Raw genomic sequence first — 24,340 nt, 5'->3', positions numbered from 1 at the left:
TGGCGACATGGACATTTCCCGAGAAGTCCGGAATCTGGGATTGGGGCACGCCGAGGCCGCCGCCGAGCGCTACCGGCGCAGCACCGCCGAACGCGAGGAGGTCCGGCGGCGGCAGGACCAAGGGGACGCCTTCCCCGACGCGCCGGAGCAGCTCGCGTCCCGGGCCGCCCGGCTCATCCAGCGCAGCGGCGTGCCCGTCGAGGCGGTGATGGAGGCGACCCGGACCGAGCACCTGGACCGGCCCGCCTTCCACGAACGCGTCCTCGGCGTGTCCAAGGAGCTGCAGGCGTACAGCTTCCTGCCGAGGGGCGCCCGCGCCGCGCGGACCGTCGCCCGCGTCCTGCTGTGCGAGAACGGCCGCCTGCTGCCGATCGGCACCGGGTTCCTGGTCTCGCCGCGCCTGCTGATGACCAACCACCACGTGCTGCCCGACGCGCGGGCCGCCGCGCAGGCGATGGCGGAGTTCGACGCGCAGGTCACCGTGGACAACGTCCCGGACACCGCCACCCGGTGCCACCTGGAGCCGGAGACCTTCTTCATCGCGGACGCCGGGCTCGACTTCGCCCTCGTGCAGGTCGGCCCCTGCGACGACGGCCGCCCGCCGGGGGAGCGGTTCGGCTGGAACGCGCTCAGCGCCGACCGGGGCAAGCTGGTCATCGGCGAGCCGGTCAACATCATCGGGCACCCCAGCGGGCGGCTGAAGGAGATCGCCATCCGGGACAACCGGCTGGAGGTCCGGCTGGACGACTTCCTCCAGTACCGGACCGACACCGAGCCGGGCAGCTCCGGCTCCCCGGTCTTCAACGACCAGTGGGAGGTCACCGCGCTGCACCACAGCGGCGTGCCGCGCACCGACGAGCAGGGCCGCATCCTGCGCCGCGACGGCCAGGTCTGGCGGGAGGGCGACGGGGACGACGCCGTCGACTGGATCTCCAACGAGGGCGTGCGGATCAGCAGCATCCTCCGGCGCCTCGCCGCCCTGCGTCTCGACGACGCGCGACTCGCGCTGCTCGCCGAAATGGGCGTCGAGACGAGAATCTGCGACGGCCACCCATCCCCGCCGTCCGGCGGACCGGCCGGGCAGACGGCGACGCCCCGCGCGGCCATGCCGGCCACCACTGCGGCCACCACTGCGGCCGCAACTCCGGCCGCCGGGGCACCCCAGGGCACCGGCGCCGCACCTCACCCGGCCACCGCCACCTCTCCCGAGTTCTCCCCGGCCACCGCCCCCGTCAGGCGCCCGTCCGGCCGGCCCGCGCGACCCGGCGCCTTCGGCGGCACGCGGCATCTGGTCTTCCTGCACGGCCGGGGCCAGGAAAGACACGACCCCGAACGACTGCGCCGCGCCTGGACCGCCGGTCTGAACACCGGACTCACCCGCGCCGGCCTCGCCACGATCGAACCCGCCGACGTCTGGTTCCCCTTCTACGGCGACCGCCTCACCCAGGCCGTGCGACCGCGTGAGGCCGCCGCACGATCGCTGGAGGAGATCGCCGCCGATCCGGCCTCGGCGGCGGCGCCGCCCACGCCGTCCGCCCGCGACCTCTACGAGAACCTGATCACCCAGGCGGCCGTCCGCGCCGGCATGCCCGCCGAACGGCTCGCCCCCGCCGAGACACTGGGCGCGCCGCCCATCATCCTGCACCGGGCGCTGAGCTGGCTGGCCGCCGCCACCGCCCTGGACGGCCTGAGCATCGCCCTGATCTTCGCGGACGTCGCCGCCTACCTCGACGACCGGCAGGTCCGCGAATCGGTGCTCGCCGCCGTCATGGAGACGCTGCCCGCCTCCGGCCGGGTGCTGCTGGTCACCCACAGCCTCGGCACGGTCGTCGCCATGGACCTGCTCACCCGCCTGAACCCGGCCCTTGACGTCGAGATGCTCGCCACCGTCGGCAGCCCGCTCGGCCTGGACGGCGTCTACCGCCGCCTCCTCATCGGCGGCCCCGAACGCCCGGCCCGGGTGGCCCACTGGCTCAACGTCTGGTGCCCCGCCGACCCGGTCACCATCGGCTGCCCCCTCGCCGACGACTGGCGCGGCGAGCTCACGGAGATCTCCGTCACCAACCCCGTGGACGGAGCGCACGACATCGCGGAGTACCTGGCCCACCCGGAGGTCGCCCACGCGATCGGGGCCCGGCTCCTCCCGGCCCTCGCCGCCTCGCTGCGCTGACCGCCCTCGCCATCCGCGCGCAGCTCCCTGCCTCAGGGCACCGGGTAGTCGCCCGATGCGCTCGGCTCCATGCTCGCCGGGCAGCTCGCGAAGGAGGCGCCGAAGACGCGCAGCTCCCCGGAGGAGGAGATCGTGCACGTGGCGCGGACGGGTGCGACACCGATCGCCGCCACGGAAAGCAGCTCGAACACCACGCCGTCCGGGGTGAGCCTGCCGTGCCCGGCATAGGCGGGCAGGCCGGTGAGGCGCGTCACCCGCAGCGAGATCCCCGCGCTCGCGTCGGGGCGGGTCAGGGCCGCGTGGCTGGGGATGATCTCCCTTCTTCCCGGCAGGGTGACGGCCACCACGGCGGCGAGGAGGGGAACCTCGCGGAGTAACCCCGTCCTGCGCGGTTCCAGCACGTCCTTGTGAACGACGATGGACATGATCTGGCCGGCGCAGGGCAGCTCGTACACCTCGTGATCATGCGGCCCGATGTCCGGGAAATCGCGCCGGACGCTCTCGATCACGTCGTCCCGGCGCGGCAGCCCGAGTCGCCGGCTGTGGAACGCCGTTCCGTCCGCGTCGTCGGGCACGTCCTGGAGCCTCACCTCCGGGTCCTCGGCCGGTACGCCGGACAGCCGGAGGCGGTGCACGATCAGGGATCGGGCGAACGTCGCGGCGGCGATGACCGGCTCAGAATCGCTCGCGGCCCGCACGCTCAGCAGCAGATCCAGATGCCGGTCGCCGCCGAGCAGGCCGAGCAGCGAGGCCGCCCGGATGGCCACGGTCTCCTCCAGGCCCTGGCGGGACAGGACGTCCTCCAGTTCCCCGACGGCCAGCTCGCCCGGCAGCCGCCGCAGGGCGAGCACGGACAGCGCGCGGACCGGCGGGGCGAGCCCGGCGTTGCCCAGCGCCTCCCGGAGGATCGAGTGGTGGCGCTCCAGGGTGATGTCGAGGTGCGGGAGCATGGCGAGCGCGGCGGAGGGCGGGAGGCCCTCGACGCGTCCTTCGAGGGCCGGGAGCACGAGCTCCGCCCTCTTGAGCCGCTCCGGTATCTCGATTTGCGCCATCACACACCTACCAGCGGGACGAATCGGGAAAAGTCAATGGAGGAAGCAATGGGTATTCATCCTTCGTCCCTGTGATTGGGTGAGTTTCTTGCCGTTGGGGACCGTGTAGTGCATCAGATTGCTTTTGTCGTATTCGTCGTCGTCCAGCCCGAGGTAGTGGCCGATCTCGTGCGCGAGAACGTTGCCGGTCGACGGTTCCGACAGTTGCATGACCACGCCGCTGACGAACACGCATCCGTACTTCTGGCAGGTGCCTCCTATGGGCGAGGCGCCCAGCATCCAATCGGCGGTCGCCGACACGACGAACACGTCGATGGCCCGGCCGGGGGCGGTCCACTTCTTGGTCAGTTCGAACGCCTCGTTCTTATCCCTTATGACATTCATTCCGGCTATGTGGTGCGCAGGGACATCGAAGCGCTTGACCTGTCCGAGCGATATGTTCACCTGCGCGAAGATGTCGTTGGTGGTGGCCAGCGCCCTCTGGATGATCGGATCGGCCGGATCGCCGACGCCCACGCGGATGATGTTGAGATCGATTCTTCGCACCGGCCCCCCTCGTCGATCCCATGCATGCTCCTGCGGCGAGAACGCGGCGTCAACGACGCGTCATGGCCGAATGTGGCCACACGGGTGACCGCCCGGTTTCGGGGGAGGAGAAAACGGTTTTCGGGCGGACAAAATGGGGGTTCGATGTCGTCTTCGGGACGGCGGGGCGGCGCCGCTCAAGATTTTCCCGGCCGCGAAAAAATATCGGCCGGAACTCCAGGGGAGCTGTCATACTGCATTTGTTCTCCATGTGCAGGCGGCCCGGATCTTCGCGGGGGGCGGCCGTCGCCGTTATGGAGAGGCGTGATGGAGGTGAATGGAGGTGACGCCGCTCGTCCCGGGGGACCCCTGGCGATTGGGGGAGTACGCCTTGGCCGGACGCTTGGGCGCGGGCGGTCAGGGGGTGGTTTACGAGGCGTACGACCCGTATGGCCGCCGCGTCGCGATCAAAATGCTGCGGGCCGACCTGCTCACCCGGCCGGACCTGCGCGCCAGATTCGTCAAGGAGGTCCTCGCCGCCCAGCGGATCACGCCGTTCTGCACCGCCCGCGTGATCGCCGCCGAGTTCGACGGCGACCAGCCGTACGTGGTCAGCGAGTACGTCGAGGGCCCCACGCTGCAGCAGGCGGTGCGGGATCACGGCGTCTACCGTGGGGGCGAGCTGTACCGGCTGGCCACCGGCATCGCGACCGCGCTGGCCGCCGTGCACGAGGCGGGCGTCATCCACCGCGATCTCAAACCGGGCAACGTCATCCTCGGCCCCGACGGCCCGCGAGTGATCGACTTCGGCATCGCGCGTGTCGAGGGCACCACCCTCACCGACAACGACGGGCAACTGATCGGCACGCCGCCGTACATGTCCCCCGAGCAGGTGAACGGCGAAGGCGGCCCGGCGTCCGACGTGTGGGCGTGGGGCGCGGTCGTCGTGTTCGCCGCCACGGGGACGCCGCCGTTCGGCACCGACACCCCGGCCCTGCTCCACCGCATCCTGACGCAACGGCCCGACCTGTCGAAGCTGGACGGGCCGCTGCGCGAGCTGGTCGGCGCCGCCATGGCCTACGACCCGCGCGACCGGCCCACCGCCAGGACCCTGCTGCTGCGCCTGGTCGGCGGCCGGGACCCCGCCACGCCGCTGCTGGAGGCGGGCAGCGCGACGGCACGCGGCGTGCGCGTCTTCCCGCAGATCCACGCGAACGAGCCGGGAACCCGCGCGAACGGGCCGATATACCGTACGGGCGGGCCGGTGAACCGCGCCGACCCCTCCCTTGGCGATCTGGCGGAGGCCGTCTACGCCCGCCTCGCCCCCGCCGACCAGGCGCTCGTGCCGGGGCTGCTGCTGCGCCTGGTGTCGCCGGGCGACGGCGCGGACGTCGACCTCCGCCGCGTGCACATCGACGACCTGCTCGCCGACGGGACGGGCCCGGCCGACGTGGCGCGGGTGCTGGCCGCTTTCGCCGACGCCGGAATCGTGGTACGCGACGGCGACCAGGTACGCCTGGCCAGCATCGCGGTGATCCCCGCCTGGCCCCGCCTGCGCGCCTGGTGGGAGGCGTCCCGTGACCTGCTGCGCGTGCACAGCCCGCTGGGCCGGGCGGCGCGGGCGTGGCAGGCCGGCGGCCGCGACCCCAAGGACCTCTACCGGGGCGCGGCGTTGCGCGCGGCCCTGGAGCTGAACGGCGGGCACGCCGGCGACCTGCTCACGCTCAATCGCCTGGAACGGTCCTTCCTCGACGCCTCCGTCGCCCGCGAACGCCGCCAGGAGCGCCGTCGCCGCCAGATCAAGGCCGGCGTCGCGCTGCTGGTGGCGCTGACGCTGGTGGCCGCGGGCGTCCTGATCCGGCGGGGCCAGCTCCAGCGCAACGTGATCGCGGCGCAGGGCGCCGCGAAACTCGCCGACACCCTGCGGGCCACCGCGCCCAGGGAGGCGATGCTGCTCAGCGTCGCCGCCTGGCGGCTGGCCCCGCGGGAACCGGAGGCCGTCGCCGCGCTCTACCGCTCGGTCGCGCAGCGGGAGCTCGACGTCTTCAGCCGCCCGTCGGGCAGCGGCGCCGCCTTCGCCCTCGGCCCCGGCGACCGGCTCGCGGTGGCCGACGTGGGGACGGCGACGCTGTGGGACGTGGCGTCGGGCCGGCGAAGCGGAGGCGCCGAGGGCATCGGGCGAGGGGACGTGGAGATCGCGCTGAGCCCGGACGGCCGCAGGCTCGCGGTCGGGTCGCGGCGCTCCATCCGGCTGTGGAACCTCGGCACGGGACGGCCGGTGGGCCCGCCGTTCGGCGTGGGCGCCACGCGGCTGTCGTTCAACGCGACCGGATCCGCGCTGGTCGCGCGGACCCCGGCGGACGCGTGGCAGGTGTGGGACGTGTCCGGCGTTCCGGCGCTGCGCACGGCCCGGGAGGCGAGCGCCGACGTGGTGGGCCTGGAGGTGTCCGGCGACGGGCTCACCACGGTCGACGTCCGCTACGACGGCGGTTACCTCCTGAGCTCCCCGCTCGCGCGTGCGCCGCTGGTCGTGCCGGGGGCTCCCGACCCCGCCGAGGGAAGGATCGCCGCGCTCAGCCCCGACAACCGCACCCTCGCGCTGGCCGACGGCGCCGACGTGCGGTTCTGGGACATCCCGACCGGCGAGTGGAGCGAGGTGACCCTGGTCGCCGCCAACGCGATCGCCGTCAGCTACAGCGCGAACGGCGACTACCTGGCCACGTACGACGGCGCGCAGATCAGCCTGTGGACCTCCGGCGGCATCCGCCTGCTGCGCCACGCCGCGCCCGTGCTCAAGAGCGACGTGCGCTTCGGCGCCCGCAACCGCACGCTGAACTACCTGTCCGGCGACGGCACGGTGACCAGGCTGGACATCGCCGATCTCACCCGGCGCGGGGTCCTCACCCCGCGCGCGGAGATCGCCGCCCTCAGCCCGGACGGGCGGTACGCGGTCACGGCCGGCCGTACCGTCGAACTGCTCGCCGTCTCGCCCCGGCGGCGGCTCAGGACCCTGCGGAACGCGGCCGGGACCACCCGCGCGCTCGCCTTCAGCGCGGACGGCCGGTCGCTGGCGGTCGGCGGCGTGGACCCGGCCCGGGTGACCGTCTGGAACGTGCCCGCCGGCACGCTGCGCACGTCGATCGAGATCGACGCGGCGGTGGTCGGCGGCCTCGCCTTCAACCCCGTGGACGGCACGCTGGCCGTCGCGCCCCTGGATCGGAACTGGCACAAGGTGCAGATCTGGGATCCGAGGCGGGGCCGCATGCTCAGGGAGCTTCCGTACGCGGGCGGCGGCCGGATGGCCTTCAGCCCGGACGGGCGGACGCTCGCCGTCAACGGCGGCGACAACGGCGCGGTCATCGACCTGGCCACCGGCAAGGCGCGACCCCGGCCGTTCGGCGTCAGCGAGGACGGGGTGCTCGGGCTCGCGTACGGCAGGACCGGCGGCGTGCTGGCGACCGGCTGGACCGGCACGGGCGTGGATCTGTGGGACGCCGCGACCCTGCGGCCGCGCAAGCGCCTGCGGCTGCCGCCGGGGGACGCCGACCAGTTCGGCGTCGTCGCGTTCGGCCCGGACGACCGGCTGCTGGCCGCGGGAGGACCCACCGGACGGGTGTGGCTGTGGGACACGGCCGTGGACGAGCCCGTCGGCATCCCGCTGCCCGCGCACGCCGGCGACCTGCTGGCGCTGGCCTTCGCCCCCGACGGGGGCAGCCTCTACAGCCTGGGCGTGGACGGCGTGCTTGAGCGGCACGACATCGATCCCGAGCGGGTGGCCGCCGCCGTCTGCGCGCGGGCCGCGTCCACGCTCACCGAGCGGCAGTGGGAGCAGCGCATCCGTGACGCCGCGTACATCAAGGTCTGCTGAGCCGACACCAACGAAGGAGAACAATGTCGCGGACGCAGCAAGCGCCGGACGAGACCGAATCGTCCCTCGAAACGCCGACCCCTCCAACGCCGGCCCCCTCGACGCCGACTGCCGAAAAGTCGTTCCTCGAAACCATCAGGATCCTGCCGAATCCGATCATGCTCGACGGCCGGAAGGCGCATGTCGTCATCGAGGTCGTCACGATCGACGGCCGGCCCGCCGAGGGACGTCTGGTGGCGCCGGACGACTCGTCCCGGGCGCTTCGGTTCAAGCGGTGGCGGGGCGGCCGGACCTGGCGGGCCGAGCACGACTTCCAGCCCGGCGACCCGCCCGGGCCGTGGCTCCTGGAGGCGAGGGTCGGCGAGGAGGTCGCCGAAGCGCTCCTTCACGTCATCGGCCGGCGGCCCGCCGCGTCCGTCTGGTTCGCGGACGATCTCACCGTCGAGCCCGCCACCGTCCTGGAGGGGGAGCCGGTCGCCGTCTCGGGGCGGCTTGAGCTGGTGGACGAGGACACGACGCTGCCGTTCGGCGACCAGCTCGTGCTGCTCGCCTTCCGCGAGCGCGGCACCCAGACCTGGGACTACGTCGGCGAGGCGCGGACGGAACGCGACACCGGGCGGTTCACCGCCGAGATCGGCCTCGGCACGTCGGGGGAGATCCGTGCGGAGCTGCGCTTCGTCGACGGGCACGTGGACAGCGAGGCCGTCGAGGTCCAGGTCCTGGGCCTGATAGACAACGTGCGCTTCATCCCCGAGCGTCCTTCCCCGGTACGAACGACCCACGGCGGCAGGTCCTGTTATCGCTTCTCGCTGAAGGTCAGAAGGCAGGACACGAACGGCTTCGTGCCGTCGGGCCGGGTCTACATCCAGTACCGGCCGAGCAGCGGCGGCACGTGGCGGTCGGCGAAGGCGCACACCGGCCGCGGAGTGGCCGAAGCGCAGATCAACAACGGCACGGCGGACGTCTTCACCTATCCGCACACGGGGGTCGGGGGATGGAGGGCCAGGTACCGGAACTGATCGGCGCACTTGATCAGCGCGACATCGGTGCGACGTCGGTGCGCCACCGGTGCCCCACCCGTACGCCGTCAGGGCGACGCAGCGCGGGCAGCGGGCCGACCGGTCACCCGGAGGGCAGATAGACGGTGCGTGACTCCGTGCGGGCGCGCCGAGCGGCCGGGAGACGGGGCGAGGTGGCGGCGGAGAGCATCCCGGCGGCCTCGGACCAGGGGAAGAAGCCGTAGTCGTCCAGCTCCGACTCCTGCAGCGTGATCGGCGTGTCGGCGGGGATGACGCCGCCGTCGAAGAGGAAGTTCACCATGCTCTTGGGCCGATCCCCCTCGGGCAGCGACCAGTGGACGACGAGCAGGTGACGGGCCTGGACGCTGAGGCCGATCTCCTCCTCGACCTCCCGCTCGGCGCTGCGGTGCGGGAGCTCGTCGGGTTCCATGATGCCGCCGGGGATCAGCCAGTACGAGCGGTAGTTGGGCTTGACGAGCAGGACCCGATCCTCCTCGTCGGTGATCAGCATGCAGGCGGAGGCGTAGAAGTCGGGCAGGGTCGCGAACCACTCGGCGGCGGGCTTTAAAAACGTCTTGCTCACCCCGTTCACGCTACAGCCACCGCCTTCTCGCACAGGCCGCGCGGGACCCCTGGGATCCCGTCCCGCGCGGCCGTCGATCGCGAGGGCGTCGATCGTGGGGGCGTCGATCGCGGGGCGTCAGGCCGGCAGGGCCGGAGACGTCACCGTGACCTCCGCGGTCATCACCCGGTCGAAGCCGACTTCCCGCCGAGGGCCGGTCATCTGGACGGTGATGGTCTTGCGGATGTCGGCGCTGGAGGCGCCGACGCGCAGCTCCACCTCACCCGGATCGACCTGGCGGCGTCCGGCCGCCCCCGTGTAGGAGGTCTGGTCGGCGTGCAGGGTGATGGTGACCTCGCGGGTCTCGCCGGGGGCCAGGTCCACGCGGGGGGCGGCGAGCAGGGACTGCACCGGGCGGGCCACCTCGGCGACCGGGTCGTGCAGGTAGACCTGGACGACCTCGGAGACGGGGGTGGCGGCGTCGTTGCTCAGCACGACCCGCACGTCGAAGGTGCCGTCGGTCGCCCACGCGCCCCCGGCCTCGCCGGAGATGTCGCCCCAGGTGGCGGGGGCGTACGAGAGCCCGTGGCCGAAGGGGAACAACTGGGTGGGGTCGCTGGTGCTCACCTGGCTGCGCTGCCCGAGCGGCGCGGCGAGGTAGGTGGAGGGCTGGACCGAGCCGTCGCCGGGGAAGCCGACCGGGAGCCGGCCGGACGGGTCCACGCGGCCGGACAGCACGTCGGCGAGCGCCCGCGCGCCCTCCTCGCCGGGGAAGAAGGCGCAGACGGCGGCCGCGAGCCGGTCGGCCTGCCGGGCCAGCTCGTACGGCCGGCCCGCCAACAGCACGAGCACGACGGGCGTGCCGGTGGCGAGCACCGCTTCGAGCAGTTCCTCCTGCCGCCCGGGAAGCCGCAGGTCGGCGGAGTCACACCCCTCCCCGGAGGTGCCGCGCCCGAACAGCCCCGCCTCGTCCCCGAGCACGGCCAGGCACACGTCGGCGTCCGCCGCGAGCCGCGCCGCCTCGGCGATGCCCTCGTCGTCGCCTCCGACCACCGGGCAGCCCTGGGCGTACCGCACGTCGTACCCGGCCGGGTCGCCCCGCAGCGCGTCGACGACGGTGGGCACGTCGATGCCGACCCCGACCTCGGGGTGGTGCACGCCGACGTGCAGCGGGAACGAGTAGCAGCCCATCATGGCGTTCGGCGTGTCGGCGCGCGGCCCGACGACGGCGAGCCGCAGCCCCGGCCGCAGCGGCAGCGCGCCGGTGTTCGACAGCAGCACGACGCTGCGCCGCGCCACCTCGGCGGCGATCGCCCGCGCCTCGGCGTCGTCGAGCACGACGTCCTCGAAGTCGGGGTCCTCGGCCGCCGCGCGGGCGGCCTCCTCCAGCACCTCGGGCTCGGGCGTCCAGCCCTCGTCGAGCAGGCCGAGCCGGCACTTCTGCAGCAGCACGCGGCGCAGCGCCCGGTCGACGAGCGCCTCGTCCACCTCCCCGGACTGCACGGCCTGCACGAGGTCCTTGCCGAAGCAGTTCACCGTGGGCAGCTCGACGTCGACGCCGGCCTGCAGCGCGAGCCTGGCCGCCTCGGTGGGGGATCCGGCCACGTTGTGCAGCGACTGCAGGAACGGGATCGAGAAGTAGTCGGCCACGACGGTGCCGGTGAAGCCGTAGGTGTCGCGCAGCAGGTCGGTGAGGAGCCGCCGGTCGGCGGCGACCGGCATGCCGTCGATGTCGGCGTAGGAGTTCATCACCGAGTCGGCCCCGGCGCGCAGCGCCATCTCGAACGGCGGCAGCAGTACGTCGGCGATCTCCCGGGGCCCGGCCGACACGGGGGCGAGGTTGCGTCCGGCGCGGGAGGCGGAGTAGCCCACGAAGTGCTTCAACGTGGCGATCACCCCCGCCGACTGCACGCCGCGCACGTAGGCGCTGCCGATCGTGCCCACCAGCAGCGGGTCCTCGCCGATGGTCTCCTCGACCCGGCCCCAGCGCAGGTCGCGGGCGACGTCGAGGACGGGGGCGAGGCCCTGGTGGACGCCGAGCCGGCGCATGGCGGCGCCGATCCGCGCGCCCATCCGCTCGATCAGCTCGGGGTCGAACGTGGCGCCCCAGCACAGCGGCGACGGGTAGACGGGGGCCTTCCAGGCGGCGAGCCCGGTGAGGATCTCCTCGTGCACCAGGGCGGGGATGCCCCACCGGCCCGCCTCGACGATGGAGCGCTGCGCGGCGGCGAGCGTGGTCGCGCCCTTGACGACGGCGACGGGCGTGGTGCCGAAGGGCCGGGTGAGCTGGCCGATGCCGTCGCGCACCAGCTCGTCCCAGCTCACCGTGAGCAGGCCGAACTCGTGCTGGTGCGGGGCCATCTCGCCGTCTTCGTTGTCGATGCCCACCCACACCCCGTAAAGCTGGGCGATCTTCTCGGCCACGCTCATCCGGGACATCAGCGCCTCGACGCGGACCTCGTCCGGCAGGCTCGCGTCCTTCCACACCTCGGAGGAGGTGCCGCTGTTCTCAGCCATGGGTCAGTCAACTCCGTTCGGTCGGTCCAGCCGCCCGCCGTGCGGCGCGCCGGGTCCGGGCCGGTGCCGCCTCATCGCGCCACCGATCCGGATCGCGTCAGCGCCTCGCGGGCGCGGTGGTGGGCTTCGACCAGCCGGTTCAGGAGCGCGTCGGCGGTGGGGTCCGGGCGGGCGTGCCCGGCGTGGGCGGTGCGCCACGCCTGCGGCCGCCGGACTCCGTCCGACCAAATGATCACGGGCCGGTACGACGGGACAAAACGTTTTACCTTGCTGTTGTCGAAAACGGCGCTGTGCGCCGGATCGCCGAGGATCAGGCCCGACCGGGGCCGGTCCGCTCCGACGGCCTGCGGGTTGACCGGGAAGCCACGCTCGTCGTAGGCGCGGCGCAACGCGTCCTCGGCCGCGATCTTGTTCCGGTCCACGGTCGCCGCCGCGTCCCGCTCGGTGCAGCCGAGGAAGTCCACCACGCGGTCGAAGTCCGCCCCGCCGTGGGCCGCGCGCACCGCCTCGGGGTCGCGCGCGTCGGCGACGATCGGCCGGACGCCCGGCGGAGGCGGCCGTCTGCGGACGGTCCGGCCGCGGGTGAGCACGTGGACGTCGTGGCCGCGGGCGACCGACCCGGCCACACAGGCCGAGCTGATCGCGCCGGTGCCGCCGATGCAGAGGACTTTCACTACCGGGCTTCGATCTGAGCCATCGGCAACGGTTGCTCCTTCCGGCGGGTCTCGACCCGATGCCCGGGCGCCGAGGCGGGAAATGCGACGGACCGGGTCGAAAGTTTTCGGCGTACTTACGAAAACTTCAGCATCGCGGCAACAAGGTAGAACGGCACGTCGGTAGACGTCAAGGTCGATCGCATCACCCCAGCGCGGATGCGGTTCCGCATCATGGCCCGATAGTGCTGACCGAAACCCGGGCAGCCCCGAAGACCCTGCCCGTTCGGCGCCCGTTCGGCGTCCCGCACGCCCCGGCGCGCCCGCCCGCGCCGCCCGTCCGGACGGGCCGTCGATGAAATGCCCTGCTCGTGGACGTCCGCCCTCGTGATCTCGCCCTCTGGGGGCAGGGGGACGGTCGGGCGTACGGTGGTTTGACGGCTACAGAATCTCAGAGCCAGGGAGAGCGGTATGAGCGAGAACCGCGCTGTTCACGAAGGCGCCGACCGTGAGCGGGAGATCGTGGACCGGGTGCCCAAGGAACTGTTCGTCGGCGGGACGTGGCGGCCCGCGACCGGGGGCCGCACGTTCGACGTCGAGGACCCGTCCACCGGCGAGGTGCTGTGCGCGGTGGCGGACGCGACGCCCGAGGACGGCCTCGCCGCGCTCGACGCCGCCGCCAAGGCCCAGGAGTCGTGGGCGCGGCACGCCCCCCGGGCGCGGGGCGAGATCCTCCGCGCCGCCTTTGAGATGATCATGGCGCGGCAGGAGGACCTGGCCGTGCTCATGACTCTGGAGATGGGCAAGCCGCTGCCGGAGTCGCGGGCCGAGGTCGCGTACGCGGCCGAGTTCTTCCGGTGGTTCGCCGAGGAGGCCGTACGCGTCGAGGGGGGCTACGCCGTCGCGCCCAACGGCCAGGGGCGGCTGCTGGTGATGAAACAGCCGGTCGGGCCGAGCCTGCTGATCACGCCGTGGAACTTCCCGATGGCGATGGGCACCCGCAAGATCGGCCCGGCGGTGGCGGCCGGCTGCACCATGGTGATCAAACCGGCGCGGGACACGCCGCTGTCGATGCTGGCGCTCGCTGACATCCTGCGCGAGTGCGGCCTGCCCGACGGCGTGCTCAACGTGATCACCACGACCTCGACGGGCCGGGTGATGGAGCCGCTCATCCGCGACGGCCGTACCCGCAAGCTGTCGTTCACCGGCTCCACCGAGGTCGGCCGCAGGCTGATCGAGCAGTCGGCCGGGCAGGTCCTCCGCACCTCGATGGAGCTCGGCGGCAACGCGCCGTTCCTCGTCTTCGACGACGCCGACCTCGACGCGGCGATCGAGGGGGCGATGATCGCCAAGATGCGCAACATCGGCGAGGCGTGCACGGCGGCGAACCGGTTCTACGTGCACTCGGCGGTGGCCGAGGAGTTCGCGCGGCGGCTCGCCGACCGCATGGGATCGCTGCGGATCGGGCGGGGCGTCGAGGAGGGCGTGCAGGTCGGGCCGCTGATCAACGCCGACGCGCGGGAGAAGGTCGGGGAGCTCGTCGCCGAGGCGGTCGGCCGGGGCGCCAAGGTCCTGGCGGGCGGCGAGAAGATCGACGGGCCCGGGCACTTCTACCGGCCGACGGTGCTCACCGGGGTGCCGCGCGAGGCGTACCTGGTCCACGAGGAGATCTTCGGGCCGGTGGCGCCGGTCCTGACGTTCGAGGACGAAGACCAGGCCGTCGCCGACGCCAACGACACCGAGTACGGGCTGGTCTCCTACGTCTACACCCGCGACCTCAACCGGGCCGTGCGGGTCTGCGAGCGGCTGGAGACCGGGATGATCGGGCTCAACCAGGGGCTGGTGTCGAACCCGGCCGCGCCGTTCGGCGGGGTGAAGCAGTCCGGGCTGGGGCGCGAGGGCGGACGCGTGGGCATCGAGGAGTTCCTGGAGACGAAGTACGTCGCGCTGAACCTGAGCTGATCGGCGGCTGATCGGCGGCTAGATGTGAAAAAGCGAGAAAGGGGCGGGACCGCAACGGCGTGATCACGCCTTGCGCCCGCCCCTCGGGCCGGACCAGGCCGGTTCTCCAACGTCCCGACCGGCTTGGTCCGGTGCTGCACGCCTTCGGGTCAGGCCCGCTGGCGGGTCAGCCGGAAGGACGGTCTGCCCTGGGTGCTGACCTCGGCGTCGAGGGTCTTGTCCTCGACGATGCGGGCGGCGTCCGGGGCCAGGAAGACGCGGACGTCCTCGCGTGAGATCACCTCGTCGCCGGTCTGCGGGCCGCTGGTCAAGGACAGCTCCAGCGAGCCCGGGTCGCTCTCCACGGAGGCGATGCGCATTCCGGCGTCCTGCGGCAGGTCCTCGCCGACCATGAGATCGCGGATTGCCTGGACGGCGTCATCGGTCAACGTCAGCACGAGCGGCTCCTTTGAGCTGATGGTGGGTTGGCAATGGGCCCGGCCGCCGTACATCGGCGGTCCGAATTGCCCGGCTCGGGCGACCGTGTCACGATTCTGCTGATCGTCCCCTGCCGGTTCGCCCCTTTTCTTCATCTCTCCTTCAGCGCGTGCCCTCATCGCCTTGGCCCAAACACGCCCCCCGTACGTGAAACGCCACCGAGGTGCAGGCCATGAACGATTTACTGTGGGTGCAAGGCGCTCCTACTGGCTGAAGGCAGGACGGTGTGCTCCAGATTCCGCTCGCAGAATCGTTCCGGTATGTCCATGAGCCGCTGCATGTGGACGAGACGGCCGTGCCGCTGCTCGGCAACGAGACCTCGATCGAGCAGCTCAAACAGCGGCTGCGCAGGTCCCGGGGCGGCACCTTTCTGATCACCGGATTCCGGGGCGTGGGCCGGAGCACGGTCGTGACGCGAGCGCTGGAGGAGATCGCGCGAGAGGGCGGCGGGGACGAGATCATCGTCCCGGTCGTGGTCGACGCGTCCCGGCCGTCCACGCCGGAGGAACTGCAGTCGGTGCTGGTACGGCGCGTGCAGGAGGCGCTGCAGGACCAGGGCGCGCTCCCGGTGATCGGTGCGGCCGCGCGGCAGGCGCTGCTGCCCGCGCGGACGGGCGACGCCCACGACCTGGCCAGGATTCTCGCGCTGCTGAACGGGCGGGTCCTGCCGCCGGAGCCGCCGCGCGGCGTGTTCCGCGGGCGCGGCGCCGTGGAGCGCAAACGCGTCCATATGGTCATCGTGCTGGACGAGTTGGACAGGCTCACGGGCCCGGACGGATTCCTCCAGGTGCAGAGCCTGTTGTCGGGCCTGAAGAGCACGCTGACGGCGGGGGACGCGCACTTTCTCGTCATCGGCGGGCCCGACCTGCACGATCACGCGATCGGGGAGGCGGGCCGGGGCAACGACGTCTTCGAGAGCGTCTTCGCCTGGCGCATGTACGTGCCGTGCACGTGGGACGCGCCCGAGCGGCTGGTCCACGCCGTCACCGGGCTGCCGCCCTACGGCGGCGGGGACCCGAACGTGGAGCGGCTCGTACGGTATCTGCGGTTCAAGGCGCGCGGGGTGCCGCGGAGGCTGCTGCGGGAGTTCGGCGACCTGGTGGTGTGGCGGGACGGCCGGCCGCTGCTTGAGGCGTCCGGGCCGGACCACGACCGGATCACCTTCTACGCCAGGCTTGAGGAGCTGATCGACGAATACTTCCGCCAGGGCGGGCGGCAGCGGCTGTTCCCCGTGGCGCTCGACGAGGATCGCTGGCGGCTCGGCGGCTACGCGGTCATGGACTGGATTCTGCGCAGCGAGGGTGAGCCGTTCACCGCCCGCGACATCGCGGCCTCGCCCGAGCGCGGCGGACCCTTCCCGCTGCCGCGGATCGCCCAGCCCGCCGTCGAGCGGCTGCTGCGTCACCTGGCCCGGCACGGCATGCTCACCGTGCTGCGCGAGCCGGGCATCGACTCCACGCTGTACGGCGACGCGGAGGTGTCCCGCCTCGCCTCCTACAAGCTGGCCGACGACCTCAAGGAGACCCTGCTCGGCATCGCCTTCGGCAACGAGACCGAACGCGCGGCGCTCGATCTGTCCGCACCGCCGGTGGCCGTCACGCAGACCGGCCCCATCGTGGTCCGGCCGGGGGAGGCCGAACCGGTGACGACGCCTCCGGGATACGCGGCCTACCACCACGCGTGGGCCTCGCCCGCCCCTGCCGTACCCCCAGGCCCGGTCCCGACCCCGGTCCCGGCTCCGGCCCCGGCGATCGCGCCGTCGCGTGGCGGCCCCCCGGACCCGCGATCCACGGGGTGGTTCGCGGCGCAGCGGGCGCAGGCCGCCCCGTCCCCCGGCATCCGGCTGCAGCTCCGGGCCCCGCACCGTACGCTCGCCGACCGGTACGACCTGCTGGAGGTCATCGGGCAGGGCGGGATGAACACCGTTTACCGCGCGTACGACCGGCATCTCGGCCGGGACGTCGCCGCCAAGCTGCTGCGGGCCGATCAGCAGGACAACGCGGGGATGGCGCGGCGGTTCCGGCGGGAACTGAAGATCGCGCAGCGGCTCGACCATCCCGGCGTCGTGCGGACCCACGAGGTCGTCGAGGACGCCGAGGTCGGGCCCGTGCTGATCATGGAGTTCGTCGAGGGCCGTACGCTCAGCGAGGTGGTGCGCGCCGACGGCCCCCTCTCCCCGGCGCAGGCGGTGCGGCTCGTGGCCACGCTCGCCGAGACCCTGGAGTACCTGGAGGCCGAGAACCTGACCCGGCTCGACCTCAAGCCGTCCAACATCATCATTCACCCGTCGCGCGGGCCGGTGATCATTGATTTCGGGATCGCCAAGAGCGCGGTGGACGCGACCGTCGCCACGGACGCCGGGGAGCTCGTCGGCACGCCCTCGTACATCTCGCCGGAGGCCGTACGCGGCGATCGCGTCGACATCAGGTCCGACATCTACGCCTTGGGCGTTATCACCCACTATGCGCTCACCGGACGCCTGCCGTACCCGGCCGACTCGGTGGCCGCGGTGCTCCACGCGATCGTCAACGGCGATCTCGACCACACGCGCCTTCCGGTCACTCCCGAACTGCGGGATGTCGTCCGCCGCGCCACCGCGAACCTGCCCGAGGACCGCTACCAGCATCCCGCCGACCTGCGCGCCGCCCTGCTCGCGACCCCCGAGGCCGACGAGGAGCCCCCGACCCAGGAGATGCCGAACCGCAAGGACGCGATGATCGACGCGGTCGTGCCCGCCGTGTCGTCCGGGGCGGAGGGGCCGGAGGAACTCGGCGAACCGTTCCCCGACGACATGCCGACCCGCAGCGTCCCCCGCAACATCCTGCCCTTGGCGATGGCGGAGCCGGAGGCGCTCGCGGAGGAGGCCCGGGACCTCGCGGAAACGCGAGAACCGGCCGAGGAGCCGGGACCGCCTGTGGAAGAGTCCACGGATCCGGACCCGGCGACAGACGTCATGACCGACGAGCCGCAGGAAGACCACGAGCCTTCCGGCGTCATGGGCGGCGTGCCGTCGGCCGACGACGGCGAGGCGGAGGAACCGGAGGCGAGCGGGGACCACGCGCCCGCCGAACCCGAGCCCGAACCCGAGCCCGAGCCCGAACCCGAGCCCGAGCCCGAACCCGAGCCCGAGCCCGAGCCCGAACCCGAGCCTGAGCCCGAACCCGAGGCCGCGGGCCCGTCGGTGTCCGGCGTGGTGTGCGAGGAGGGGCACTTCAACGACCCGCGCCTGTCGTACTGTGCCGTCTGCCGCAAGCCGATGCCCGCGCAGTCCCTTCCCGTGCAGGGGCCGAGGCCGCCGCTGGGCCTGCTGTGGCTGGACGACGGTCAGGTGCTGTCGCTGACGCGGAACTACGTGATCGGCCGCTGGCCGGAGGAGACGCCGGAGGCGACGACCGGCGGGTACGCCCCCTTCGCGCTGGCCGACGAGGGGCAGTCGGTCTCCCGCCGCCACGCGACGATCACGCTGAACGGCTGGGACGTGCTGCTCACCGACCTCGGCTCGGTCAACGGCACCTACGTTCAGGTGCCCGGCGACGAGAACTTCTACGAGATCCCGCCGAACGAGAGCGTCCCCGTCGGCCCGGGATGCACGATCCGCATCGGCATCCGGCGCACCCTCTACTTCGACGACCGGCGCGAGCCGGGGAACCCCCGTTAACAGCCTCCCCACCTGGGCAGGGGGTCGATGACCGAAGATCGGGGAGGGACGCCGTGAGCAAGAACACGCCGGAGCACGACCCGTACTCGCGATTCGAGGACGAGGGAATTCCGGATCTGCAGAGCGGGACGCCCGGGCAGCAGTGGGCGGTCGATCCGGAGGAGGAGCCCCTGCCGGGCGACCGTCCGGTGGCCGTGGACGACTTCGGCACCACGATCGAGGAGCAGCTCGAAGGGGAGCCGCTCGGCGGACGCCTGGCCCGCGAGATGCCGGAGGAGCAGGCCATGTTCGGCCCGGACGAGCGATTCGGCGGTGGCACCCGCGTGCCCGAGGAGGCCGAGGACGTCGAGTATGAGCCCGCCCCGGGCGCCGAGGAGGGCTGGGCGGCGCAGCCCGAGGAGCCGTCGGGCGCCGTCTGGGACGAGCCTCGCCGCGCGGGCCGCCTCGTCGCCCCCGACGAGGGCGCGCGTGGCGATGACGAGTCCGATGAGATCGCCGAGGAGGTCGGCCCGGACGCGGGCGGCTACACGGCCGAGGAGGCCGCGATGCGCATCGAGCCCGAGTAGCCCGGGCGGACCGGGTAGCCCGGGTGGTCCGGGTAGCGGCCTGGGTGATGGGGGCTGAGCCGTTCAGGCCGGACCCGGCGCGGCCTGCGGCTGCGCGTCGAGGCGTGCGACGAGGGTCTTGGGGGCCACCGTCCGGTAGGCGTCGGTGACGATCTCCTCGATCTCCGCCCAGTCCACGGGGACGTCGAGGTAGACGCCGAGCCAGCCCCGATGGCCGACGTACGGCGGGCGGAAGAACCGGTCGGGCGCCGAGGCGACCAACGCCTCCTGGGCCCCGGGCGGCGCGGCGCACCAGAAGGCGACACGGTCGTCATGGTGATGATCGGCGAAGGTGACGAACGTCTTCTTGTCGCGGATGAACCAGGTGGGTTCGCCGTGGCTGAGCCGTTCGGTCGTCTCCGGCAGCGCGCGGCACAGGCGGCGAAGGGTCTCGAGCGGGTCCACGACGCCACCATAGGACATCGATCGTGCGTTCGAAAGGCATGTCGGCGTGCGTCGGGCGTACGGCGCGACTATTTCCGGCAAATACCCCTCACTGGGGTTATTCCATGATCTTTCACTGTCAGTTCGGTTATCATCTGAAATAAGATCTTTACTGCTGGATGGAGATGGCCGAGTTGGACCGTGAGCCGGCACCGCGAGGTGTCGATCCGACCGTCCCGAACGTGGCCCGGATGTACGACTACTACCTCGGCGGTAAGGACAACTTCGCGGCCGATCGCGAGGCGGCCGAGGAGGTAATGAAGATCGCCGCGCGGCACGGCGCCGACGTCCGGCACATCGCCCGCGCCAACCGCGCCTTCCTGGGCAGGGCCGTGCGGTACCTGGTCGAGTCCGGGATCACGCAGTTCCTCGACATCGGCGCGGGGCTGCCGACCCAGGAGAACGTCCACCAGGTGGCCCGGCGGGTCACCCCGGACGCCAAAACCGTCTACGTGGACCATGATCCGGTCGTGCTCGTCCACGCGCGCGCCCTGCTCGCCGACAACTCCGGCACCATCGCCGTGCACGGCGACGTGACCGACCCGCAGAGCATCCTGGACGCCCCCGAGGTGCGCAACCACCTCGACCTCGACCGGCCGTTCGCCATCCTGCTCGCCGCCATCCTGCACCTGCTCCCCGACGACGCGCAGGTGGAGCGCATCGTCGCCGTCCTCCGCGAGGCACTGCCGCCCGGCGGGTACCTGGTGATCACCCACGCCTACACCGAGACGCCGCCCGCCCCGGGGGAGAGGCAGGAGGAGGCCGCGAAGGTCTACAACAGGACCAGGCTCGGCTCCATGAGACTCCGCACCGCGAAGCAGGTCGAATCGTACTTCTCCCAAATGGAGCTCATCGAACCCGGCGTCGTCCCCGTCCAGTTCTGGCGCAACGACGACCCGTACATCGACCCCGGTCTGAAGCCCGGCGGCGTCCTCGGCGGGGTCGGCCGGGCCCGCTGAGGACGCCGCGGTCAGGACGCTGCGGTCAGGACGCCCCGGTTAACGGTTAAGACGCCGACGGCTGGTAGCGGTAGTAGCCGGCGACGGTACGGCCGGCGAGCTTGTCGACGCGGACGAAGGTGCCGGTGCGGGCCGCGTTGATCATCTGGCCGTTGCCGATGTAGACGCCGACGTGATGGGTGTTGATCGTGCGCGAGTTGATCGTTCCGAAGTAGACCAGGTCGCCGGGGAGCGCGTTGGCCGCGGTGACGCGGGTCAGCTTGCGGACCTGGCTGTTGGTGTTCCCCGCGCCGAGCACGTCGGAGCCGAAGGCGAGCCGGTAGACCCATCTGCTGAGGCCGGAGCAGTCCACGCCCACGGTCTTGTCGGCCGGGCAGGGGCGGATCGAGCCGGTGTACCCGGTGCAGGTGCCCTTGGACGGGCCGGGGACGCGCCCGTGCCCGCCTCCCCAGGAGTACGGCACGGCCCCACCGGGCCACGGCGGCTGCGCCTGGCCGTTCATGATGCTCTGCGCGAGCGGCACGAGCCTGGCCCTGGCGTTCGCCGCCGTCCGCAGGTCGGCCTCGCAGGAGGGCTCGGCCGTACCGAAGAACGGGGCGTCGTGCGTCAGGACCGCGCCGTCGCGGGTGAGCTGCCAGTAGCCGGAGCCGGTGGGCGTGCTCGTGATGCCGATCACCTGGCCGGATCCGGCGGGGGCGCCGGGGGCCGGGGCGTCGCCCCGCGCGTGGACGGCGCCGTCGGCGGTGGTCAGCCAGAGGCCGTGGGTGTTCCCGGCGCGCGTGGCGGCCACCACCGGCTGGGACGGCGGGAGGGCGGCGTCGCCGGTGATCGGGCGGGCGTCGCCGAAGGCGAGGACGCGTCCGTCCTGGGCCACCAGCCAATAGCCCTTGCCGCTCGGACTGGAGACGATCGCGCTGATCGGCCGGGAGAGGCCGGTTCCGGCGGCGGAGCCGTACAGGGCGGCGCCGCCCCTGGCCCGTACGGTGCCGTCGGCGGCGGCCAGCCACAGACCTCCGGACGTTCCGGCCCGCGCGGCGGCGACGACGGGCGCGGCCGACGAGGCGTCGGACGGCCCGGCGGCCGCCTTGGCGGCGTCCCCGTAGGACACGACCTGGCCGTCGCGGCCGACCAGCCAGTACCCCTTGCCCGTGGCGCTGGGCACGAGCGCGACGACCGGGGCGCTCGGGCCCGTCGTGGACGCCGTGCCGTACAGAGGGGCGTCGCCGAAGGCCGTGACCTCGCCGTCGGCTCCGGCCACCCAGTACCCCGCGCCGCCGGGCGTCGGCGCGAGCGCGACGAACTCCCCGGGTGAGCACGGCACGCCCTGCCGTACCACCGAACCCTGCTTCACTGAGACCTGCTCCGCCTGCGCGGCGGCGGGCGACGCCCCCACCCCGAGCGGCGCCAGCAGAAGCGGCAGCAGTGGCACGAGCATCCTGCCCAGCGATCGGCGCGAACGGGGCGATCGGCTCGCGCGGCGGTCGGCGGGCATGCTGACGGGGTCGGTGTTCACGAACGAGCTCCGAGGGACGGGGACAATTGTCAAAGCACGCATGTTTCACCACATGAGTGGAAATTGTCCCCATCAGTACCAATTGCTTAAGAGGGTTGCGCCCGCACCGCGCCGACTGCTACGAGCCGACTGGTACGAGCCGACCGGTGCGCCGGAGACGTCAGGGACGATCCCAGGGAACCGAATCGTACGTTTCGGATAAAAGTGCAATCAGATCCGAATCCACCGCGAAACGCACGTCGTCGATCGAGGCGATCGGACGGCCCGGCGTGATCGAGTTGACCGCGAACGCCGACCGCAACTCCGGCAGATCCCCCAGCCGGATCTCCCGGAACTCGCAGCGGCCGTCGAGCGCCTCGCCGAGCAGGCGCATGGTGATCCCGGTGAGCATCGGCGCGTCGGGCCAGATGATCCGCTCGCCGTCGAAGAAGCCGACGTTCCAGATCGAGCCCTCCGACACCCGTCCGCCCGCGTCGGTGAAGAGCACGTCGTCGAAGCCGTCGCGGCGGGCCATCCGCCGCTCGTGCATGAGCCCGAGCGTCCCCATGTGCTTGAGGTGGGGGAGCACCCGCTGATGGACGGCCGAGCGCACCCGCATAGGCGAAAAATCCGGATATATCGGTGTGGATGTCGTCACGAGCACCTCCGGCGCGACCCCCACCCCCGCCGTCGCCGAACCGCCGCGATCGAACACCGTGATCCGCACCGTCACCTCGGGCGCGACCCGATCCAACGCCCACCGCAGCCGGTCGCACACCAGCTCCCGGTCGATGCCCGTGCCGAACAGCTCCCGATTCGCCCCGTCCAGCCGATCGAGATGATGCGCGAGCCCCCGCACCCGCCCGCCCCTGGCCTGCATCGTCGTGTAGTGCCCGTAGTTGACCAGCGCCGGCCGCAACAGCTCCTCCGCGGTGGCGGGAGCCGTACCGACCATCGCCACCTCAACCGGCAAACCGCCCACTTCACCCGATTCCACCGCCATAACCCGCATCATGGCATGCCCGCCCGCCCACTACCCTTCCGTGTGTGGCATCGGACGTGACCGTGGTGGTCCGCTATCGCAAGGCCGTGACGTACGGCGTACACGCGCTGCTCGCCGCCCTCGACACCGCCGCCGTGGACTGCGAGACGCTCCTCGGCGGCACCCCCGAGGAGACCGCCGCCCACATCGCCGCGAGCGACGCCGACCGCGTGCTCGTGCTGTGGTCGTTCTACTCCCCGGACGCCGACGCGATGGCCGCCGAACTGGCCGCCGTCCGCCGGATCGCCGACGGCGACCACGTCCTGCACATCGCCGGCGGCGTCCACGCCACCGCCGAACCCCAGCACATCCTCGACTCCGGCTGGGACCTGGCCGCGATCGGCGAGGGCGAGTCCACGATCGTCTCCCTCGTCACCGCCCTCCGCGACGACACCCCGCTCACCTCGGTCCCCGGCCTGGCCCTGCGCGACGCCGACGGCGTCGCCCTGCGCACCCCACCGGCCCCGCAGCTCCCGCTGGACGCCTTCCCGTCCTTCCCCGGCCGCCGCCGCCACTTCGGCCCCATCGAGATCACCCGCGGCTGCCGCTACACCTGCCGCTTCTGCCAGACCCCCTTCATGTTCGGCGGCAGATTCCGCCACCGCTCCCCGGCGAGCGTCCGCGAGCACGTGCGCCTCATGGCCGACCACGGCCTGCGCGACGTCCGCTTCATCACCCCCACCTGCCTGTCGTACGGCTCACCCGGCCCCGACCCGTCCCTCGACGCGGTCGAGGAGCTCCTCGCCACCGTCCGCGCCGAACTCCCCCCGAACGGCCGCGTCTTCTTCGGCAGCTTCCCCTCCGAGATCCGACCCGAGCACGTCACCCCCGAGGCGATGCGCCTGCTCAAACGCTACGTCGCCAACGACAACGTGATCATCGGCGCCCAGTCCGGCTCCGACCGCGTGCTCGCCGCCGCCGGCCGCGGCCACGGCGTCCAGCCCGTACGCGACGCCGTCCGCATCGCCGTCGAACACGGCTTCCGCCCCAACGTCGACTTCATCTTCGGCATGCCCGGCGAAACCGAGGAGGACCTCCAGTCCTCCCTCCGCCTCGCCGCCGACCTCACCGACCTCGGCGCCCGCATCCACACCCACACCTTCATGCCCCTCCCCGGCACCCCATGGCGCGACGCCGACCCCGCCTTCATCCCCCTCGACACCATGCGCCACCTCGACCGCCTCGCCCAGCGCGGCGACGCCTACGGCCACTGGCGCAAACAGGCCGACCACGCGGTACGCCTCGCCGAGACCGCCAAGGCATACCCGCGCCGCGCCCGCCGTCGCCGTACCGGCGAATAGCGGCCACCGTATCGTCGGGGCGACGCCGAACGCG

Annotated in this window: 17 protein-coding genes; 8 read left to right on the top strand and 9 right to left on the bottom strand. The window is 72.4% G+C overall.

Features of this window, described 5'->3' with window-relative positions; translation table 11 throughout:
• Positions 1-7: 7 nt before the first annotated feature.
• Positions 8-2,170 (top strand): serine protease, encoded by a 2,163-nt coding sequence (locus tag AB0K60_RS09360; protein ID WP_364050454.1) that lies wholly within the window; start codon positions 8-10, stop codon positions 2,168-2,170.
• Positions 2,171-2,202: 32 nt separating this feature from the next.
• Here AB0K60_RS09360 and AB0K60_RS09355 read toward each other — a convergent pair whose 3' ends face one another.
• Together AB0K60_RS09355 and AB0K60_RS09350 are read right to left on the bottom strand one after the other, a co-directional pair.
• Positions 2,203-3,222 (bottom strand): hypothetical protein, encoded by a 1,020-nt coding sequence (locus AB0K60_RS09355; RefSeq protein WP_364050451.1) that lies wholly within the window; start codon positions 3,220-3,222, stop codon positions 2,203-2,205.
• 33 nt (positions 3,223-3,255) lie between these two features.
• A complete protein-coding gene (locus AB0K60_RS09350; RefSeq protein WP_364050448.1) occupies positions 3,256-3,768 on the bottom strand; it encodes a hypothetical protein in 513 nt (170 codons plus the stop codon).
• A 316-nt stretch (positions 3,769-4,084) separates the two neighbouring features.
• Here AB0K60_RS09350 and AB0K60_RS09345 point away from each other — a divergent pair, with 316 nt between their 5' ends.
• Both AB0K60_RS09345 and AB0K60_RS09340 read left to right on the top strand, forming a co-directional pair.
• On the top strand, positions 4,085-7,615 hold the full coding sequence (locus AB0K60_RS09345) for a WD40 repeat domain-containing serine/threonine-protein kinase (protein WP_364050445.1): 3,531 nt from the start codon (positions 4,085-4,087) through the stop codon (positions 7,613-7,615).
• A gap of 158 nt (positions 7,616-7,773) precedes the next feature.
• Positions 7,774-8,634 carry a hypothetical protein gene (locus tag AB0K60_RS09340; protein ID WP_364050442.1) on the top strand — a complete coding sequence of 287 codons (861 nt, stop codon included), beginning with the start codon at positions 7,774-7,776 and terminating at the stop codon, positions 8,632-8,634.
• 103 nt (positions 8,635-8,737) lie between these two features.
• Here AB0K60_RS09340 and AB0K60_RS09335 read toward each other — a convergent pair whose 3' ends face one another.
• The 3 genes from AB0K60_RS09335 to AB0K60_RS09325 all read right to left on the bottom strand — a co-directional run bounded on the left by AB0K60_RS09335 (position 8,738) and on the right by AB0K60_RS09325 (position 12,387).
• Positions 8,738-9,217, bottom strand: coding sequence for an NUDIX hydrolase (locus AB0K60_RS09335; RefSeq protein WP_364050439.1), 480 nt, complete (start codon positions 9,215-9,217; stop codon positions 8,738-8,740).
• Between the two features lie 117 nt (positions 9,218-9,334).
• Positions 9,335-11,713 carry a glycoside hydrolase family 3 N-terminal domain-containing protein gene (locus AB0K60_RS09330; RefSeq protein ID WP_364050436.1) on the bottom strand — a complete coding sequence of 793 codons (2,379 nt, stop codon included), beginning with the start codon at positions 11,711-11,713 and terminating at the stop codon, positions 9,335-9,337.
• 71 nt (positions 11,714-11,784) lie between these two features.
• Complete coding sequence (locus AB0K60_RS09325) at positions 11,785-12,387, bottom strand: hypothetical protein (protein WP_364050433.1); 603 nt, start codon at positions 12,385-12,387, stop codon at positions 11,785-11,787.
• A 450-nt stretch (positions 12,388-12,837) separates the two neighbouring features.
• Between AB0K60_RS09325 and AB0K60_RS09320 the strand changes: the two genes are divergently transcribed.
• The gene (locus tag AB0K60_RS09320; protein ID WP_364050430.1) at positions 12,838-14,328 is read left to right on the top strand and encodes an NAD-dependent succinate-semialdehyde dehydrogenase; all 1,491 of its coding nucleotides are present in this window, start codon (positions 12,838-12,840) and stop codon (positions 14,326-14,328) included.
• Positions 14,329-14,477: 149 nt separating this feature from the next.
• On the opposite strand, the gene AB0K60_RS09315 is transcribed toward AB0K60_RS09320, so the two are convergent.
• Entirely contained in the window at positions 14,478-14,765 is a 288-nt protein-coding gene (locus tag AB0K60_RS09315; protein ID WP_364050427.1) for a Fe-S cluster assembly protein HesB, read from the bottom strand.
• A 320-nt stretch (positions 14,766-15,085) separates the two neighbouring features.
• Between AB0K60_RS09315 and AB0K60_RS09310 the strand changes: the two genes are divergently transcribed.
• A complete protein-coding gene (locus AB0K60_RS09310) occupies positions 15,086-18,463 on the top strand; it encodes a protein kinase (RefSeq protein ID WP_364050424.1) in 3,378 nt (1,125 codons plus the stop codon).
• Positions 18,464-18,516: 53 nt separating this feature from the next.
• Positions 18,517-19,029: a DUF5709 domain-containing protein gene (locus AB0K60_RS09305; RefSeq protein ID WP_364050421.1), complete on the top strand. Its 513-nt coding sequence runs from the start codon at positions 18,517-18,519 to the stop codon at positions 19,027-19,029.
• A 63-nt stretch (positions 19,030-19,092) separates the two neighbouring features.
• On the opposite strand, the gene AB0K60_RS09300 is transcribed toward AB0K60_RS09305, so the two are convergent.
• Positions 19,093-19,473, bottom strand: a complete 381-nt coding sequence (locus AB0K60_RS09300; protein WP_364050418.1) for an MmcQ/YjbR family DNA-binding protein — start codon at positions 19,471-19,473, stop codon at positions 19,093-19,095.
• Positions 19,474-19,631: 158 nt separating this feature from the next.
• On the opposite strand from AB0K60_RS09300, the gene AB0K60_RS09295 reads away from it, so the two are divergent.
• Positions 19,632-20,471 (top strand): SAM-dependent methyltransferase, encoded by an 840-nt coding sequence (locus AB0K60_RS09295; protein WP_364050415.1) that lies wholly within the window; start codon positions 19,632-19,634, stop codon positions 20,469-20,471.
• A gap of 46 nt (positions 20,472-20,517) precedes the next feature.
• On the opposite strand, the gene AB0K60_RS09290 is transcribed toward AB0K60_RS09295, so the two are convergent.
• Positions 20,518-21,984, bottom strand: a complete 1,467-nt coding sequence (locus tag AB0K60_RS09290; RefSeq protein WP_364050412.1) for an NlpC/P60 family protein — start codon at positions 21,982-21,984, stop codon at positions 20,518-20,520.
• A 160-nt stretch (positions 21,985-22,144) separates the two neighbouring features.
• Positions 22,145-22,966, bottom strand: a complete 822-nt coding sequence (locus AB0K60_RS09285) for an aminotransferase class IV family protein (protein ID WP_364050409.1) — start codon at positions 22,964-22,966, stop codon at positions 22,145-22,147.
• 44 nt (positions 22,967-23,010) lie between these two features.
• On the opposite strand from AB0K60_RS09285, the gene AB0K60_RS09280 reads away from it, so the two are divergent.
• A complete protein-coding gene (locus AB0K60_RS09280) occupies positions 23,011-24,306 on the top strand; it encodes a TIGR04013 family B12-binding domain/radical SAM domain-containing protein (RefSeq protein WP_364050406.1) in 1,296 nt (431 codons plus the stop codon).
• Positions 24,307-24,340: the final 34 nt, after the last annotated feature.

The sequence above is a fragment of the Thermopolyspora sp. NPDC052614 genome (genome assembly GCF_040678635.1).
In the GTDB taxonomy this organism is placed as follows: Bacteria; Actinomycetota; Actinomycetes; order Streptosporangiales; family Streptosporangiaceae; genus Thermopolyspora.
Note: the sequence above shows the minus strand (reverse complement) of the source record. Positions and strands in the feature narration are given on the sequence as shown.